Genomic DNA, 16875 nt, shown 5'->3' with positions numbered 1-16875 from the left:
GCTGGACTTGGATATCCCCCGCGCCTACCTGCTTCCCGAGGCCGACGGCCCGCTCCCCGGCGCCGACGCGCTCGCCGAGGCAGGGGTGGCCGTGGTACGGATCCCGGACTGCGGCCACAACATCATGCTGGACAACCCGGGAGCCTTCGCCGTCGCTACCGCGACCGCACTGGCAGACCAGGGCCAGGAATAACGGGACCGCAGGAAACCAACGGCGTGACGTGGGGGCAGCCGCACGGGTTCCTCGTGTGTGACGACGAAGGAATGGGCCCGTGCAGCCTTGTCCCATCCCGCCTTCACGGGTATCTCCCGTGCACATCTCGGCAGTTTGATCGAGGAGTTGGCCGGTCCCTGGGCCGCGCGGCGTGAGTCCGCGCTGCACCAGCGGCGCGGCGGGAAACGCAAGCAGCAGCCGGGGGCCGGGCCGAGGCATGACCTGGTCTTCACCGATCGGGTGCTGGTCGCACTGGTCCACCTGCGCCACCAACTCCCGCACGCCGCACTCGCGGAGCTATACGGCCTGGAGCGATCCACCATCACCCGCGCAGTCGGTGAGATCCGTCCGCTGCTGGCCGAGCGCGGCTTCGCTGTCCCCGACCGGCCCGGACTGCGGCTGCGCACGCTGGCGGACGTGTTCGCCTACGCCGAAGCCGAGAACGTGAAGCTGCGAATCGACGGCACCGAAACCCAGGTCCGCCGCCCCCAGGCCCACCGTCCGGGACGCTGCGCCTTCGTCTCCGGGAAGAAAAAGCAGAACACATGCAAGACCACCACCATCAGTGACGGCCAGAGCCGCACCCTCTGGTCCGGGGCCGAGCGACCCGGCCGCATGCACGACCAGACTGCCGTGCGCACTGAGGGCATCGCCGAGCAGTTCCGCCTCCATTCGCAGGTGAAGGCCGAGGTCGACGAGGGCTACCGGGGCCTGGCCAACGAGTTCCCCGACCAGGTCAGCGCGCCTCCGAGGAAACCGAGGGAGGACGCGCCTCTGGGCGAGCAGTACGCGTGGCGTGAGCGGCGGCGCCAGCAGTCCTCGGCCCGAATCTGCGTCGAGCACGCCAACGCCGAGCACAAGCAGTGGCGCCCCTTGCAACGCTTCCTCGGACGCCGCGAGCACTACCCGGCCACCCACCGGGCCATCGCCGGCCTCGTCTCCGACCGCGCCGCCCAACGTGCCACCCGCAGCAAGCCGAGCACCGAACTCGTGCCCCTCAGCCCGGTGGCCTGCTGAATCACCCACCAGCTGAACCTCCAAGGCCAGCACGTTCCGAGCTCATTCGCTCACAACCTCGTAAGGTTCGTGCGGGGCGGCACGGTGTCTGAGCACGCCGCCCACTGGCGCCGAAACGGTTTCGCGACCTGGCTGTTCACCCCAGCGGTCTCCAGCTGGTACCCGGAGAAGGCACCGCAGCAGGCTCGCCCCCGTACCGCTGCTCGGCGAGCCGTGGACCGGCGTCCCGGTACGAGGACGTGGCGCCTGTGAGCGGGCCGACGGATGCTGGCTCCCGATCGCCAAGGGCCTCACGCCCCACGGCCTTCGCCATACCCACCGGACCGTGGAGGACCTTGGTACCGAGAAGGTCCTCATGGACGAACGCATGGGGCACATCGACGGCTCGGTCTCAGCACGCTACGTCCACGTCACCCCCGGCATGCGTAAACCCCTCATGCTCGGCCTGACCGAGCAGTGGGAGACAGTACTCGATGCCCGACTGGCCCTGTGCCCGACGTCGCCGGTGCACGTGCTCAACGATCGCCTACGCGCACGCGCGTCCATGGTCCAACCTCCTCGCCATCGGTCCATCCACTACTGCCGATCACGATGGCGCGGCCGCGCCCGCGGTTGTTGAGGCAGGTCCCAATACGGCTCCCGTAGGATGGTCCGCGCTTCCCGCGCCGGCCACCGTATGACCCATTCGTGCCCAGTGCCTCCCGGACAGCTGTGATCAGCTCCTACCCCGCAGGATCCCCACGGTGCAGGCACCACAAGCAAGCCCCCAGGAAGCTCTCGATGCGACCGCCCAGCTCCTTGCCCCGGAATGGGCAGCACCGGCACCGGCGTTCGTTCGAGCGGCTTGTGCTCCTGTACTCCTTGCGAGTCCGGCACGTACACGATCTCGCTGTCCTTGGCGCCACCGTAATGGGCTTCCAGAACCTCCACTCTCGTGACGAGAAGACGGGCCGGGGCCCTCAGCTTCGACAGCGCGGCCGGTTCGTGCACCCGGAGCAGCTGCGACCACGCCGTCTCGTATACACGACTCGCCTCGTGCCGTTGCACGCCTCGGCTCAGGTGCGGGTGCAGTTCTACGAGTGCGGGCAGCTGCTCGAGGCGATCACCCGCCGTCCCGGCGTCGTCCCAGGAGCGGATGCCGAGGAGGCGCAGCCGGTCGAGTACCTTGGAGGTGTTTCCGCGACGCAGCGCGGCGGTCACGACGCTGGTGTACTCGGGTGGGGGCTGTTCGCTCGACCACCACCACGCGGTGTCGGCGGCGAAGGTGACGTTGCCCGTCCCGACTTGGGTCTGGGGATCCAGGACGCCCGGGAAAGGAACGCTGCAAGCGGGGTGGGCCATGCGGTGCCGTGGGCGTCGGACAGCCTGCGGATGAATCGCATCTCCAGGTCGGTGTCGCTCCAGGTCTCCAGGCCGTGGACGATGAGTTCCGCGTAGAGCCTGCGGCTGTGGTCGTCGAGCGCGGCGTAGTCGTACTGGCCGGGCAGGACGGGCAGCGCGGTGCGCGAGGGGGCGTAGTCGACGGTCTCGTACGTGGCGTATCCCCGGTTCGGCCAGCGCTGCGCCGCAGCCCTCCACCGACGCACGAAGTCGGCTCCGGCCTCGAGGTGCGGCAGCCCCGGGAAGAACTCCGGGCTGTTGAGGACCGAGCCCCGCACGTTGCCCCGGAACAGCTCGTAGCTCGGACGCAGACCATGGCGCACACCTTGGTGTTCGAGGAACCGCCGCAGGGCCTCGGCCGAGACGTCGGTGCGCGCGCAGATCTCGTCCAGGGTCTTCAGCAGCCGCGCGGCGGTCGCCTCCAAAACCGGCTCCATGAACGCCTTCGAAGAACCGGACAAGGACGTCGTCCACCTGTTGCCACTTGCCGGGCCAACAACGCCACTCCGCCCACCGTGGGGTACGACAGCTCTTGCAGCGAGAGCCAGTTCCACACCACGAAGTACGCCGCCGACTCGCCCTGAACGCTTCGGCTCTCCGACTCGTCCGACGGGCGGCGAAGCATCGCATGTGCTTCTCATCCAGCCCGGCTGCGCCGGGTCGTGGTCCTCCCCGGATCACCGTCGTCTTCGGGAACAACCTTCACCGACATGACCACCCCGATCCGCCCCTTCGAAGAGATCTGAGCTGAATAGATCACCTTGCCCAGATATCCACCATGTTGCGTTAGCGTCCCGACCATGACATTGCGCGTTCTGGGCTCCCTCCGGCTCTCCGTGGAAACCGACAACTCAACCGCGATCCCGCGTCAGCGCGACCACATCCAGCACTGGGTTGACGCTCCTGGCCGCGACGCGCGGATCGTCGCGTGGGCAGAAGACACTGACGTCTCGGGCGGCCTCCACCCCTTCAAGCGGCCCGACCTCGGCAAGTGGTTCCGCGACGATTACGCGGACCAGTGGGATGTCCTCTGCGTCATGAAAGTCGACCGGCTGAGCCGCCGGGTTGCCCACTTCAGCGAGATCGTCCAATGGTGCCAGGAGCACGGGAAGATCGTCGTGTCGACCCAGGAAGGGATCGACATGTCCACCCCGATGGGCAAGATGTTCGCCCAGATCCTGGCCGTCTTCGCCGAGGGCGAGCTCGACACGATCAGGGCTCGCGCCGCCGACGCAGCGCGGACACGCCTCGCCGCCGGTACGTGGGTGGCGGGGCTGGCACCCTTCGGCTACGAGATCGTGCCGCTGGGCAAAGGGAAGGGGAAACGCCTGCGCCCCATCGAGCACTACGAGGAGCTCGCACGGGAAATCGCCGACAAGATCCTGAACGGGCAGAGTCTTCGTTCCATCTCACGGGAGCTCATCGAGAGGGGCGAGCCTACCTGGCTCTCCCTGATCCAGCCCCACAGCAAGCGCGGTGTGGAGAGCCAGTGGTCCAACTCTTCGATCAGGGGCATCATGCTCAACCCCAAGATCGCGGGCTACTACACCTACAAGGGCGAGATCGTCGAGGACGACGAGGGGAACCCTCGCGTGATCGCCGAGAAGCCCCTCCTCGACCACGAGACGTGGAACCGGGTGGTCCTGAAGCTGCGCGACAACCGCCCCTTCGCTCCCAAGGTCACCCGGAGCAGGGCCATGCTCGTAGGAGTGGCGGTATGCGGCAGCTGCGGAGGGCCGCTGACCAGGGCTGTCTACACCAACCGACAGCCGGCCCAGGACGGCCGCCCGGCCAAAGAGTGGCACTACTCGCGTTACAAGTGCAGCAGGCAGCAGGTCCGGGCGACCTGCCAGAGCCCGGCGGCAGCAACCACCCTCAGCCTCGAAGGCCACTTCTCTAAGCTGTTCCTGGAGCACATGGGCCATCTCCCCGAGGTTCGGGAACTGGATGCCGACCTGCACGACCCGTCGAGTGACATCGCCGCCACCGAGGCTCGTCTGAAGCGGCTGAAGGACGACTTCGGTGCCGGCAGGTACGACACCCCGGAGAAGGAAGAGATCTACTGGTCCCTGCTCAACTCCCAGTCAGCGAAGCTGTCCCGCCTGCGCTCCAAGCTGGCCGAGTTCGAGGAGCGCAGCGGCAAGTTCGCCCCCACGGGCCGTACCTTCGCCGACATCTGGAACTCACGGGACGACGAGGGCAAGCAGCTCTTCCTGAAAGAACATCACGTGAAGGTGGTGGTCTACCGGGATCCGATCCCCGGCAAGCGGTTCGGATTCATGGTGCAGCTGGGCGACGTCCGGCGCATGGCCAAGGCCCTGCGCGTCGAGCTGACGGACGACGTGGCACACGGGGTCATCACCTTCAACCTCCCTACCGAACAGCACGTACGCGACCAACAGCTGGACGCGCGGCAACTGCGGATCGGGCTCGACGTCTCCGACGCCGTCGAGGTATCACAGCGACTCGCCGAGAAATACGCTACGTAGGGAGGCGAAGAGGCTGGCCGCTGAGGAATCAACAACCGCCTACTCGTCGGTGCCGGCGCTTCGGCTCACGCGTCGGATCTCGCGACGGAGGCACCGGCGGGCCGTGTCCAGCTCTCTGCCGAGTCTCCGAGCGGCTCGGCGATCAGCGATCAAGTACCTCACCGTGACGTCGCCCCCGTCGTCTACCGATTCCATCACCTTGAGACATCCGGACCCCCAAGATCGCCTCGTGAGCCCTGCCGTCCCGATCCGCTCAGGCACGCAGCCCGGCTCGTGACCTTCGGAGTGGGAACACTCTCTGCTGCCATCACTCTCGGTCAGCCTGTTCAGTCGCCTCCGGGGCTCGCTCTCCTCCCGCAAGCAGGGCACTTTGCGGGGGCAGCCGCAGCGTGCCTTCGCATGCGCCTCATGTCCCACCGGTCTGCCCCGCGAACACCGCTGCTGAGGACCATGACCATGTGCGCCGATGGAATCCGATGGCCAGGCACTCACCAGACGTCTCCCACCTGGGCGATGCACGGGAACGGAGAATCGTCGAAGGGCAGAAGGCCATGAGCATGGGTGGCCTGCCAGGGAACAGCCGCGTTACCGAGGAGGTGAAGCTGGGCCACGCGGGAGAGGCCGTCGGTCTTGGCAACCCACCCGGCGCGACCCGTCATCAACGCGACGAATTCGGCGGACAGCCGGCGCGTGCCGTTGACGGTGAGCCTGGGCGCGGCACGCTGTCTCACGTGCTCCCATCCTCGGACGGCCAGCAGGTGAGCGGCCGCCTGCGAGTCGGTCTCCGCGTGCCGGGCGATGTGGCCTCCAGGTGCCGCCTGGACCCCGAGGCCCAAGCCGCCGACCCCGGAGAACAGACTGCCGACGGGAAGATCAGTGGCCGCCACAGCGGCCCCTTCGGACACAGGTGCGGGCTCGGACGGCCACGGCTGATGCCTGGATGCGGGCAGTTCTGGCCGCGCACACCGACGTGATCGGGCAGTGCTGCGTCGTCGTGGCGCGTGCAGCGAGTTGTCCCGGCCGGGTGAAGACCAAAACGTCCTCGTGCTGGATCACCGCGAGTGGGAGGCCTCGTCGGCGGGCGTCGCGGACGTTCTTCATCTGGAAGAACGACGGGCGGGTGATCAGGCGGCTGTCGCGGATGCCGGCAAGGAGCGCGACGCAGCGTTCAGTGGGCGTGAGTCCGGCGGCCTGGCCGGCGCCGAGGACGGCGGAGGGCAGGTCGATGAGTTCGCCTCGCTCGCGCCAGGGGCGGGTGGTGACGACGACGGTTCCACCGGGGCGCAGGACGCGTCGGCACTGGGTGAGGATCTCGGTGAAGGCTTCCAGGAGCCGGTCGGTGGAGACGTGGGCGAGGTTGGAGGGGTCGTGGCTGTAGCGGTAGTCCGTCTTGACCACGCCGCGTTCGCCGGTCTCGCGGGTGGAGCGGACCTGTCCATGTACTGAGTTCCCGTACGGCGGTGAGGTGACCACGAGGTCCACCTCGCCGTGGAGCGCGGCGGGGATGAGCTGGGTGAGGTTTCGGGCGTCACCGCAGTGCACGGCACCGGCACCGGTGCCGGCCTTCCGGGTGGCGGAGGCGGCGTTGAGTCGGGCGAGGTCGGCCCACTTCCGTTCGTACTCGACGCCGAGGGCGCTGCGGCCGAGGTGGATGGCCTCGACGAGGGTGGTGCCGATGCCACACATCGGGTCGAGGACGAGGTCGCCGGGGCGGGTGTAGGTGGAGATCGCGTGGCCGGCGATACGCGGGAGCATCTTGGCGGGGTGGGCGGCGGAGCCGGGCACGTAGCGGCCTTTGCGCTGTGCGGGGGCGGAGGTGGGGGCGGTGTTCCAGACCGAGAGCGGGGAGGGCACGGGCATTCTCCTCTGCCTTGGCTTATGCGTGACGGATCGCGGTCAGGGCGATCAGGTCGCAGTGCGCGACGCCGCGGGACGCGTACGCGGGCAGGGCCGGTACGAGGCGGTCACCGACCGGGCGGCCGTAGACGACCACGATGTGCTGGAGGTAGCGGAAGCCGGCGGTGCGGGCGCAGGCGATCAGCGTGCCGAGCGGGTCGGTGAGGCGTCCACCGTCCCGTCGCTGCCGAGTGGCCATGAGCAGAAACCCGTCGTCGGGGAGGAGCCGGTGGGCCCGGTGGAAGAAGCCGGGCCAGCCGTCCTCCAGGGCGCCGGGCATCTCGCTACCGCCGACAGGCAGCTCGTCGGCGGAGGCCGGGAGAGTGTCGGGGTGGAGTTCGGCGAGGAGGATGGACGGCCCTTTCGTGCCGCCCCTCTCGCCGGCCGGGGTGGTGAAGGGGCTGGTGGGGATGCGGGCGTCCATGCCCGGTGCGGTGTCCCGGATCGCGATCTTGAGAAGTCTGGCGGGCCGGCGGGCGGGGCGCCCGGCGAAGTCGGTGCGGATCTTGTCCAGGGCCCAGGCAGGCAGTACGGCGCCGGGAATGGGAGCGGCGTTGAGTTCGTCCGAGTCGGGGAACCAGACGGTCGTCGGCAGCGGGTGAGAGGTTGTGGAGTTCGACATGGGCTGAGCGGCGCCCGGGAATGAGGGTCCGGCCGTGCGCGTGCTGACGTGAAGTAATAGGGAATCGTCGGCCGGTGTTTGCCATCGCCTCTTGAGTGTTCGATCTCTGCGGCGGTCGCTCCGCGTGCGCGGGGCGCCTTGGCGACCGTCCTCACCGAGCATCGCGTCTACGCAGGTCATCTCGTATGCGAGCCAGTCGCGAGCCACACACGAGCCACCACCGAGCCAGTGTGACCGGCCGTGCGACGAAGGCTCGGAACGACGTCGAAAAATTCTGTGTTCGATTCACGTTGCTCCGGCTGGGTTGTCGCGGCAGGCCGTCCGGGGCGGTCTACGGCCGTGCCATCGCACATGCCGAGCGATTCGACCGACGCTGACGCGGTACTGGCGTGCGGGTGGGTCGGCGGTGACTCGGGGGCCTGGGAGGGGTGACGGCGGAAGTTGTCCACGCCGTCACGGGAGATGCGCCATGCACCACCGTCACCAAGCCCGCCGTTCCGCCTCCGCTCGTTCGCAGAGCGCCCTTCGTTCTCCGCTCGGGGAGCTGGAGCAGTCGTTCCTCGCCCTCGCCCACGGTGCGGAGCCGCTCACGCTCCCTGCGCACCTGGTGTGCGACGCACCCGACCGTGCGGCGTGGCCGGTCGACCGGGTCCGCACCCGCCTTGCCCATCCCTCCACCCGCCCGGAACTGCGTGAGCAGACCTGGCGCGAGGTGGTCCGGCGCGCTCGCGACCTCGGCGACCCGTGGGATGTGGTCGCCGTCGCCATGACCGTGCCGGTGCTGCGACGCATGCTCGCCCGGCTCGCCCGCCCCGTCCATCTGGAACGCGCCGAGGTCGAGCAGGAGGCCCTGACCGCCGTCGCCACGGCCCTGCGCATGGTGGACCCCGGCGCGGAGCGCTTGGACCGGGAACTGTTCAGCGCCGCCGACCGGGCCGTGCACCGGCTGGTGTACGCGGCGCGCCGCCGTGCCACCCGCGAAACCGGCGCACATGCGGCTCCTCTGCACCGGCTGTGCTCCACGGATCACGCCGGCCATGGTGAGCCGGCGGACGAGGTGACGGTGCTGGCTCATGCCGTGCAGGCCCGGGTGGTCGACGTGGCCGATGCGCGGCTGATCGCCCGTACCCGCCTCAACGGCGAGTCCATGAGCCTCCTCGCGGTCGAGCGGGGGATGAGTGTGCGTCAGCTCTACCGGCACCGCAGCGCCGCCGAGCAGAACTTGGCCCCATACCTGCAAGGTCGGCTCAAGGAGCTGTAGATCGCCCGGCCGGGTGATCTGCCCAGGCCGGATGTCAATTCCCGTCACCAGCCTCCCTATTCAGGAGTGACGGCGGCCCAGACCGGCTTCGAACCCGGGCCGCCCGTTCCTCTCCGGGGCAGCGGCCGATGCCCCGGGCCGGACACCGCACGGCGCGTGGTGAGCACGACCGTCTCGTGCTGACACCCGAGAAACCCGTCCCACCCCCGCAAGGAGGTGGCCCCGGGCACAGGGCTCCGCTCACCCCGCGCCTGCCTCTCCCCCGCCGCCCCTCGGGCGCTCCGTCGCCTGCTCCCCTTTTCCGTCCCCTCCGGCTGTGCGCTCCTTGGAGGTTTGCTGCCATGTTCGCGAGGCTCCGTCGGCCGTACCAGCCGGTGGCCCGGGTGCTCAGCCGCTGGTTCCTCCGGCTGGGGTTCGTCACGGCCTGCACCGTTTCGGTGCTGCTGGCTGATCCGCCTGAGGTGTGGGCGGTCGCGGACGTCCCGACCGTCATCACGAACCTGCGGAACTGGATCGTCGGCATCCTCGCCGGACTCGCCACCCTGTTCCTGACCTTCGGCGGACTGCGCTACCTCATGGCCGGCGGCGATCCCGGGGAAGTCGAGGCCGCCAAGCGGGGGTTGAAGGCTGCGGCCATCGGCTACGGGCTGGCGATCCTCGCGCCGGTGATCGTGACGGTGCTGCAGGGCATCGTCGGAGCGGGTGGGGGCGGGCGGTGATGCGCTCACGTCTGGGGCGTGCCCTGCCGCTGCTGTTCCTGGCCGTCCTTGTGTTCGTTCCGCCCGGCCGGCCGGGTTCCGCGCATGCCGTGGGCCTGGTTGCCTTGGGTCAGGCTTCCCCTGCTCCGCCTCAGCCCGAACCGCGGCCGGCGCCCGGCCCCGCAGCGCCCTCCCCCGCCCCTGAGCCCGGACCGAGGCCGGATCCCGCCCCAAGAGCCACGCCTTCTGCGGGCCGGCCCACGCCGAAACCAGAACAACCGTCCCCCACCGAGCCGGCACCGGGCCCCAGCCCGTCAGCCTGCGAGGCCACCGGCGTCGGCTGCGACAAGGACACCGGCTGGGGCTTTCTCGACATCCCCGGCATGATCGTGAACGCGGTCACCTCGTTCCTCGGCATGCTCATCGAGCAGGTCATGAAGCCGACCCGCGAGTTCCTCGCCGACACCCTGCTCGCCACCCCCGACGTCACCCAGCACGCGGACATCAAGCGGTTGTGGACCTGGACGCTGGGGACCACCGCCGGGATCTATGTGCTGTTCGTGACCGCGGGCGGCATCACGGTGATGGGCTACGAGACCGTCCAGACCCGCTACACCCTGCGGCAGATCGCCCCACGCCTGCTGCTCGGGATGGCCGCAGCGGCTGCCTCGCTGACCGTGATGGGCAAGGCGATCGGCCTGTCCAATGCCCTCGCCCACGCGATCATGGCCAGCGACCTGTCGGACGCCGGACAGGGCATGGTCGAACGCGTCCTGCCCTTCACCCTGTTCGGTACCCCGGGGCTGCAGCTGTACCTGCTCATCCTGGCGATCGTGACGACGGCACTGGTCCTCGCGGTGCTGATCGGCTTCCTGGTGCGTGTCGCGGTGATGGCGCTGCTGGCCGCGTGCGCGCCCCTGATGCTGGCGTGTCATGCGCATCCGCTGACCGATCCGGTTGCCCGCCTGTGGTGGCGTGGGCTGGCCGGCTGCCTGGTCATCCAGATCGCGCAGTCGATGACGTTCGTCCTCGCGCTGAAGCTGTTCTTCGCCCCCGGCGCCACCACCCTGGGCATCCCGAAAGCCGACCAACTCGGCACCATGCTCGCCGGCGTGGCCCTGTTCTGGGTGCTGTTCAAGATTCCCGGCTGGACGCTGCAGGTCGTCCTGCACGGCACCCCCGCACACCAACCCCACACGCCCGGAGTACGGATGCTCAGGCACCTGGCGATGTACCGGCTCATCAACCACTACCTGCCAGGCATGCACCCACCACGTCGCCGCCCAGGCGGCGGAGGCCGCGGGCCAGGCCCTGGCCGCGGCGGCCCTGGCGGGCGCGGAGGTGGAGGCGGCGGTGGTGGAGGTGGAGTTGGAGGTGGTGCAGGCCGGGCCCGGGGCGGCTCCGGTGCAGGAGGAGGCCGTCCGGGACGAGGCAGGCGCGGGCCAGGCGGAGGCGGCCCGCCTGCCCGTGGACCCGGGGGTGGGGGCGGGCACGGCCGTGGCCGCACGCTGCCCGCTCGCGGACCAGCGGGCCCGCCCCGTCCCGGTGGCCGCCCGGGGCCGACGGGACAGCCCGCACCCGGTGCCCCGCCCGGACCGGGCGGGCGCCGCGTCGGCGGCGTCGGCGCACCGCCGGTTCCCGCCGCGGCCGGGACTCCTGTCGCCGCTGCCCGACCTCGCCTGGCGCCGCAGCACCGCGGGCCCGGTGTGGCTCCCGCTGTCCGCACGCCGAGAGGTCCCCGCGCTGTGTTCCATCCCGCCCAAGCCCGCCGGACCCGACAACTGGCCCTGCCCATCACCGCAGCGCGCACCCCGACCCGGCCGGCAAGAACCACCCAGCTCTGGCTGCCGATCCGCGCCGAACGCCTACCGGCTCCGCCCGCACCAGCCCGCGCCGTGCCGGCCACGCCACCGCCGGCGATCCGGCCGGCCCCCGCGAACCGAGCCCGCCAACTGGCCCTGCCCATTCCCGCCCGCCGCGTCCGCATCCGGCCCCCGCGCCCCATGCAACTGCGCCTGCCCCTCGAACCACGCCGGAGGTAACCCCGTGCATCAGCCCGACGAGACGGCGGACGCTTCTTACACCACCCGCATTCCAGCCGACATCTCCCGCCCCGACCGCCTCCTGGGACCCTTCACGGCCAGGCAGACAGGCATCCTCGCCGCCGCGGCGCTGGCGCTGTACGGCGGCTGGTGGGCCACACGCCCCTTCATGACGGCGCTCGCGTACGCGGTCCTTGTCATCCCGGTCGCCGGTGCGGTGGGCGCCCTCGCCCTCGGCCGCCGGGAGGGCATCGGCCTGGACTGCTTCCTGCTCTCCGCGCTCGCCCATGCCCGCGCGTCGAAACGCCGGGTGCACGCCCCCGAAGGAGTGCCCCCGTTGCCGGCCGTCGTTCCCGACCGCTGGGCCACAGCAGCAGGCCCGCCTCCGGATGCGATGCGTATGCCGTACGACGGCATCACCTCTGAAGGGGTGCTCGACCTGGACCGGGAGGGAAAGGCAGCCCTGGCGACGTGCTCCACGGTCAACTTCGAGCTGCGCTCAGCGGCCGAGCAGCAGGCCCTGACCTCGGCGTTCGCGCGCTGGCTCAACTCCCTGACCGGCCCGACCCAGCTGCTGGTGCGCTGCCACCGCATCGACCTCGCCCCACTCGCCGACACCCTGCAGCACGATGCCGCCGCGCTGCCCCACCCCGCGTTGGAGCATGCCGCCCGGACGCACGCCGATTTCCTCACCGACCTCGCCGCCAGCGGCAACCTGCTCGGCCGACAGATCGTGCTGGTCGCCCGCGAAGAAGCCGCAGCACCCGGCATGCGACGCCACTCCGGCGAAGGACGGGCACGTCAGCGCGTGGCCGAGGCCGCCCGCGCACTCGCCGCCGCCGAGATCACCGTCACCCCGCTGCACGCCGACCAGAGCGCCAAGTTGGTCAGTGCGGCGTGCAATCCCGACACACCCACCCCGTCCGAATACGGAATGGAGGGCGACCTCGCATGACCCGGATCTGCTTCCGTCCCCGTCACGGCGCTGCCGAGGTGCCGGTCGTCGACAGTGCCCACCTACTGGATGTGACCGGTCCCGAGGCCGTCGAGGTGCACGCCCGCGCGCTGGCCATCGGAGCGCACCTGGCCACCACGCTCGTGGTCACCGGCTACCCGGCCGAGGTCACACCCGGCTGGCTCGCCCCGCTGCTGAACTTCCCCGGCCACCTCGACATCGCCCTGCACATCGAGCCCGTCCCCAACCCCGTCGCGGCCGCAGGGCTGAAGAAACAACGGGCCCGCCTGGAGTCCGGCCGCCGTACCGGCTTCGACAAAGGACATCTGGACGACCCGGACGTGGAGGCCGCCGCCGCGGACGCCGCCGACCTCGCGTACCGGATCGCCCGAGGCGAGGGAAAACTCTTCCACGTCGCCCTCTACCTGACCGTGCACGCCGCGGACGAGGAAGCTCTGGCCGAACAGGCCGCCACCGTTCGGGCAATCGCCGAGTCGCTGCTCGTGAGCGTCGCCCCGACCACCTACCGGGCCCTGCCCGGCTGGCTGGCCACCCTGCCCCTCGGCATCGACACCCTCAAGATCCGCCGCACCTTCGACACCGCCGCACTCGCCACTTGCTTCCCCTTCACCAGCCCCGACCTGCCGATCACCACCGACCAGGCCGGCATCACGTCGGGGGTGCTGTACGGGCTGAACGCGGTCTCGGGCGCTCCTGTGCTGTGGGACCGCTTCGCCCAGGACAACTACAACTCCATCACCCTGGCCCGCTCCGGCGCCGGCAAGTCCTACCTGACCAAACTGGAGCTGCTCCGACTGCTGTTCACCGGCGTCACGGCCTCGGTCATCGACCCGGAGAACGAGTACATCCGCCTCGCCGAAACCGTCGGCGGCCACGTCATCGCACTCGGCACCGACGGCGTACGCCTCAACCCCTTCGACCTCCCAGCAGCAACAGACGATGGCGAGGGTCTGCTCACCCGGCGCGTGCTCTTCCTGCACACCTTCCTCGCCGTCCTGCTGGGCAGCGACCTGAGTGCGGCCGAGACGGCAGTGCTGGACCGGGCCATCCTCGCCACCTACACACGCGCCGGAATCACCACCGACCCCCGCACCTGGCAGCGCACCCCGCCCACCCTCACCGGCCTCGCCACTGTCCTCAGCGAAGACGGAAGCGAGGTGTCAGCCGATCTCGCCAACCGGCTGGCCCCCTTCACCACCGGCTCGCATTCAGGGCTGTTCAACGGCCCCAGCACGGCCTCCACCACCGGGCATCTCGTCGTGTTCGCCCTGCGACAGCTTCCCGAAGAGGTCAAGGCACCGGCCATGCTGCTAGCGCTGGACGCGATCTGGCGGCAGGTCACCCACCGCACCCAACCTGGGCGGCACTTGGTCGTGGTGGACGAGGCGTGGCTGCTGATGCGTGACAGCGCCGGAGCCGGATTCCTGTTCCGCATGGCCAAGACCGCCCGTAAACGCTGGACCGGTCTTGCGATGGTCACCTCGGATGCCGACGATGTCCTCGCCTCCCCGCTCGGGCGGGCCATTGTCTCCAACGCGGCCACCCAGATCCTGCTGCGCCAGGCCCCGCAGGCCATCGAAGTGATCAGCGACAACTTCCATCTCTGCCATGGCGAACGGGAGTTCCTGCTCTCGGCCAGCCGCGGCGAGGCCCTGCTACTGACCGGCGACCGCCGTCACAAGGTCGCCCTGATCAGCGTCGCCGCACCCGGCGAACACGAAGTGATCACCACAGATCCGGGCGAGCTCGCCGCCCATGACCCGGCAGGCGAGGATCCCAAGGCCGACGGCCTCTACCCTGATGCGCCCTTCCTGCCCGACACGGGATGGGAGTCATGACGGCGAACTTCCCGGATGCTCTCTCCCGCTCGGCCGGCCCGCTGGTGGACTTCCTCACGCGTCCGGGCGGTTTCTGGAGCACGATCGGCGACCGCGGCATCGGCTGGATCGGGGCCCATGCTCCCGTCGTCGCCCCGTGCGCGGCCGCCGCCGTGGCCGGCGGCTCCGCGCTCAGGTATCGCCTGCGCCTGTGGCACGAGCAACGCCTCGCCCAGGGCGCACGCTGTGTCGAGATCCTCGCGCCGCCCAAAGTCGCTGCCCGGGGCGGTGAAGTCCTGTGGGCCCAGCTCGCCGGTCTCCTGCGCCCCTGGTGGCGCCGTATCACGACGGGCCAGCCGCACCTCGCTTTCGAATACGCCTGGTCCCACACCGGGCTGTCCATCCGGCTGTGGCTGCCCGGTACCGTGCCGGTGGGTCTGGTACGCCGTGCTGTCGAGGCCGCCTGGCCCGGCGCCCACACCCGCGTCACCGAACCCGCGCCACTCCTCCCTCCCGGTCACAGCGTGAGCGCCGGGCGGCTGCGCTCCGCACGTCCCGACGTGCTGCCGCTGCGCACCGACCACGCCACCGACCCGCTCCGAGCGCTCCTGCAGGCCGCCACCGGGATGGGCGAGAACGAGGCCGCGTGCGTACAGATCCTGGCCCGCCCTGCGACCGGCAGCGCCCTGCGCCGGGCCCGCCGCCAGGCCCGCAGACTCAAAGCCGGACACACGCCCGCCCGACCCATCGCTCTGGCCGCCCTCCTCCTCCACCGTGCCCAGGCCTCCGCCACCGGCAAACAGGACCCCGAACACGGCGCCGCCGTACGGCAATCGGCCGCCAAGCTATCCGGTCCGCAGTGGCACTGCATCCTCACCTACGCCGCCACCTGCTCCGCCAAGATGGAGCGTGCGCAGGATGTGGCGCGGGGCCGGGCCCACGCGCTCGCGTCTGCGTTCGGCTTGTACGCCGACCGCAACTACCTCGTACGCACCCGCCTGCGTCACCCCGAACCACACCTGAGCGGCCGGTGCTTCCCGATCTCGCGGCCGGCGCTGCTGTCGGTCCCGGAACTCGCCGCCCTCGCCCACCTCCCCGCCGACGCGGACGCCCCCGGACTCCAGCGGGCCGGTGCCCGCTCCGTCCTGCCCCCGCCCACCATTCCCGAGCCCACGCCCGGCAACGGGGTCAAACCCCTCGGCCGCTCCGACACCGGGGCGCGCCGCGGCGTCGGGCTCGCGGTCCCTGATGCCCGCCACCACCTCCATGTCATGGGCGCGACCGGCTCCGGCAAGTCCACCCTCATCGCGAACCTCGTCCTGGACGACGTACGCCACCACCGCGGCGTCATCGTCATCGACCCCAAAGGCGACCTCGTCACCGACCTGCTGGACCGGCTCCCGGACACCTGCGCCGACCGCCTGGTCCTCATCGACCCCGACGACCCGCACACCCCGCCCTGCCTGAACGTCCTGGACGGCACGGACATCGATGTCGTCGTCGACAACATCACCGGCATCTTCCGCCGGATCTTCACCGCCTTCTGGGGCCCACGCACCGACGACGTCATGCGCGCGGCCTGCCTGACCCTCCTCAAACACCGAGAGCGCACCCGCCAGCTGGTCACCCTCGCCGATGTCCCGCGCCTGCTCGGAGAGTCCGCCTACCGGCTGAGGATCATCCCCGCGCTCAAGGATCCCGTGCTGCGCGGCTTCTGGGACTGGTACGAGTCCATGTCCGACCCCTCCCGGGCGGTTGTCGTCGGCCCGGTGATGAACAAGCTCCGCGCCTTCCTGCTGCGCGACTTCGCCCGCCGCGCCATCGCCGCCGGCCCCTCCACCTTCGACCTTGCCGGCGTCCTCGACGGCGGCATCCTGCTCGCCCGCCTGCCCAAGGGAGCGCTCGGCGAGGAGACCGCCCGGCTGCTGGGCTCCTTCATTGTCGCCGGCACCTGGCAGGCCGCCGCAGCCCGCGCCCGAACCTCCGAGCACGCCCGGATCGACGCCACGCTCAACATCGACGAGGCCCACAACTTCCTGACCCTGCCGTATCCGCTGGAGGACATGCTCGCCGAGGCACGCGGCTACCGCCTGTCCATGCTGCTGGCCCACCAGCACCTCGCCCAGCTCCCCCGCGACCTGCGCGAAGGCATCTCCGCCAACGCCCGCAACAAGATCTTCTTCAACGCCTCCCCCGAAGACGCGGGCGCGCTGGAACGGCACACGCTCCCGACACTGGCCGCGCACGATCTCGCCCACCTCGGTCCTTACCAAGCGGCTGCGCACCTGCTGACCGGCGGCGCGGAATCCGCCGCGTTCACCCTCACCACCCGCCCCTTGCCACTCCTGGTACCCGGCCGGGCCAAGGACCTGCGCGCGGCAGCAGGCGGGCGCACCGGGCCACGCCCAGCCACACGCCCCTGAAGCACACCGTTTCCCCCTCGCCCGCACCTCCTGGTGGTGA

12 protein-coding genes and 2 pseudogenes are annotated in these 16875 nt (G+C 70.4%); 10 read left to right on the top strand and 4 right to left on the bottom strand.

Annotated elements, in window-relative coordinates; translation table 11 throughout:
- The 3 genes and pseudogenes from BIV25_RS40020 to BIV25_RS53735 all read left to right on the top strand — a co-directional run.
- Positions 1–193 (top strand): annotated as a pseudogene (locus BIV25_RS40020) (alpha/beta hydrolase); the annotation flags it as partial.
- A gap of 87 nt (positions 194–280) precedes the next feature.
- Positions 281–1231 (top strand): IS5/IS1182 family transposase, encoded by a 951-nt coding sequence (locus tag BIV25_RS40015; protein ID WP_071377482.1) that lies wholly within the window; start codon positions 281–283, stop codon positions 1229–1231.
- A gap of 66 nt (positions 1232–1297) precedes the next feature.
- A pseudogene (locus tag BIV25_RS53735) lies at positions 1298–1850 on the top strand (LacI family transcriptional regulator); the annotation flags it as partial.
- Positions 1851–2427: 577 nt separating this feature from the next.
- On the opposite strand, the gene BIV25_RS40010 reads toward BIV25_RS53735, so the two are convergent.
- Positions 2428–3072 (bottom strand): hypothetical protein, encoded by a 645-nt coding sequence (locus BIV25_RS40010; protein WP_143076786.1) that lies wholly within the window; start codon positions 3070–3072, stop codon positions 2428–2430.
- A gap of 339 nt (positions 3073–3411) precedes the next feature.
- On the opposite strand from BIV25_RS40010, the gene BIV25_RS40005 reads away from it, so the two are divergent.
- Complete coding sequence (locus BIV25_RS40005) at positions 3412–5100, top strand: recombinase family protein (RefSeq protein WP_079177195.1); 1689 nt, start codon at positions 3412–3414, stop codon at positions 5098–5100.
- Positions 5101–5588: 488 nt separating this feature from the next.
- Here BIV25_RS40005 and BIV25_RS49910 read toward each other — a convergent pair whose 3' ends face one another.
- The 3 genes from BIV25_RS49910 to BIV25_RS39990 form a co-directional block, all read right to left on the bottom strand.
- A complete protein-coding gene (locus tag BIV25_RS49910) occupies positions 5589–5831 on the bottom strand; it encodes a hypothetical protein (RefSeq protein WP_107486625.1) in 243 nt (80 codons plus the stop codon).
- 142 nt (positions 5832–5973) lie between these two features.
- Complete coding sequence (locus BIV25_RS39995) at positions 5974–6954, bottom strand: TRM11 family methyltransferase (protein ID WP_371273126.1); 981 nt, start codon at positions 6952–6954, stop codon at positions 5974–5976.
- Positions 6955–6976: 22 nt separating this feature from the next.
- On the bottom strand, positions 6977–7618 hold the full coding sequence (locus tag BIV25_RS39990; RefSeq protein ID WP_071377478.1) for a hypothetical protein: 642 nt from the start codon (positions 7616–7618) through the stop codon (positions 6977–6979).
- Positions 7619–8087: 469 nt separating this feature from the next.
- On the opposite strand from BIV25_RS39990, the gene BIV25_RS39985 reads away from it, so the two are divergent.
- From BIV25_RS39985 to BIV25_RS39960, 6 genes are all read left to right on the top strand, one after another.
- Positions 8088–8879 carry a hypothetical protein gene (locus BIV25_RS39985; RefSeq protein WP_071377477.1) on the top strand — a complete coding sequence of 264 codons (792 nt, stop codon included), beginning with the start codon at positions 8088–8090 and terminating at the stop codon, positions 8877–8879.
- A 341-nt stretch (positions 8880–9220) separates the two neighbouring features.
- The gene (locus BIV25_RS39980; RefSeq protein ID WP_071377476.1) at positions 9221–9598 is read left to right on the top strand and encodes a pilin; all 378 of its coding nucleotides are present in this window, start codon (positions 9221–9223) and stop codon (positions 9596–9598) included.
- 362 nt (positions 9599–9960) lie between these two features.
- On the top strand, positions 9961–11619 hold the full coding sequence (locus BIV25_RS39975; RefSeq protein WP_071377475.1) for a hypothetical protein: 1659 nt from the start codon (positions 9961–9963) through the stop codon (positions 11617–11619).
- Between the two features lie 4 nt (positions 11620–11623).
- Complete coding sequence (locus BIV25_RS39970; RefSeq protein ID WP_071377474.1) at positions 11624–12574, top strand: PrgI family protein; 951 nt, start codon at positions 11624–11626, stop codon at positions 12572–12574.
- On the top strand, positions 12571–14433 hold the full coding sequence (locus BIV25_RS39965) for a VirB4 family type IV secretion system protein (protein ID WP_071377473.1): 1863 nt from the start codon (positions 12571–12573) through the stop codon (positions 14431–14433). Before BIV25_RS39970 ends, BIV25_RS39965 begins: the two co-directional genes overlap by 4 nt.
- Complete coding sequence (locus BIV25_RS39960; RefSeq protein WP_071377472.1) at positions 14430–16835, top strand: type IV secretory system conjugative DNA transfer family protein; 2406 nt, start codon at positions 14430–14432, stop codon at positions 16833–16835. The genes BIV25_RS39965 and BIV25_RS39960 overlap by 4 nt, the downstream gene beginning before the upstream one ends.
- Positions 16836–16875: the final 40 nt, after the last annotated feature.

The organism is Streptomyces sp. MUSC 14 (assembly GCF_001866675.1).
GTDB lineage: Bacteria > Actinomycetota > Actinomycetes > Streptomycetales > Streptomycetaceae > Streptomyces.
This window is presented reverse-complemented; position numbering and strand designations above follow the sequence as displayed.

Coding starts and splice junctions, on each gene's coding strand:
- BIV25_RS40005 (WP_079177195.1), top strand. CDS start 3,412: ATGACATTGCGCGTTCTGGGCTCCCTCCGGCTCTCCGTGGAAACCGAC.
- BIV25_RS39990 (WP_071377478.1), bottom strand. CDS start 7,618: ATGTCGAACTCCACAACCTCTCACCCGCTGCCGACGACCGTCTGGTTC.
- BIV25_RS39985 (WP_071377477.1), top strand. CDS start 8,088: ATGCACCACCGTCACCAAGCCCGCCGTTCCGCCTCCGCTCGTTCGCAG.
- BIV25_RS39980 (WP_071377476.1), top strand. CDS start 9,221: ATGTTCGCGAGGCTCCGTCGGCCGTACCAGCCGGTGGCCCGGGTGCTC.
- BIV25_RS39975 (WP_071377475.1), top strand. CDS start 9,961: ATGATCGTGAACGCGGTCACCTCGTTCCTCGGCATGCTCATCGAGCAG.
- BIV25_RS39965 (WP_071377473.1), top strand. CDS start 12,571: ATGACCCGGATCTGCTTCCGTCCCCGTCACGGCGCTGCCGAGGTGCCG.
- BIV25_RS39960 (WP_071377472.1), top strand. CDS start 14,430: ATGACGGCGAACTTCCCGGATGCTCTCTCCCGCTCGGCCGGCCCGCTG.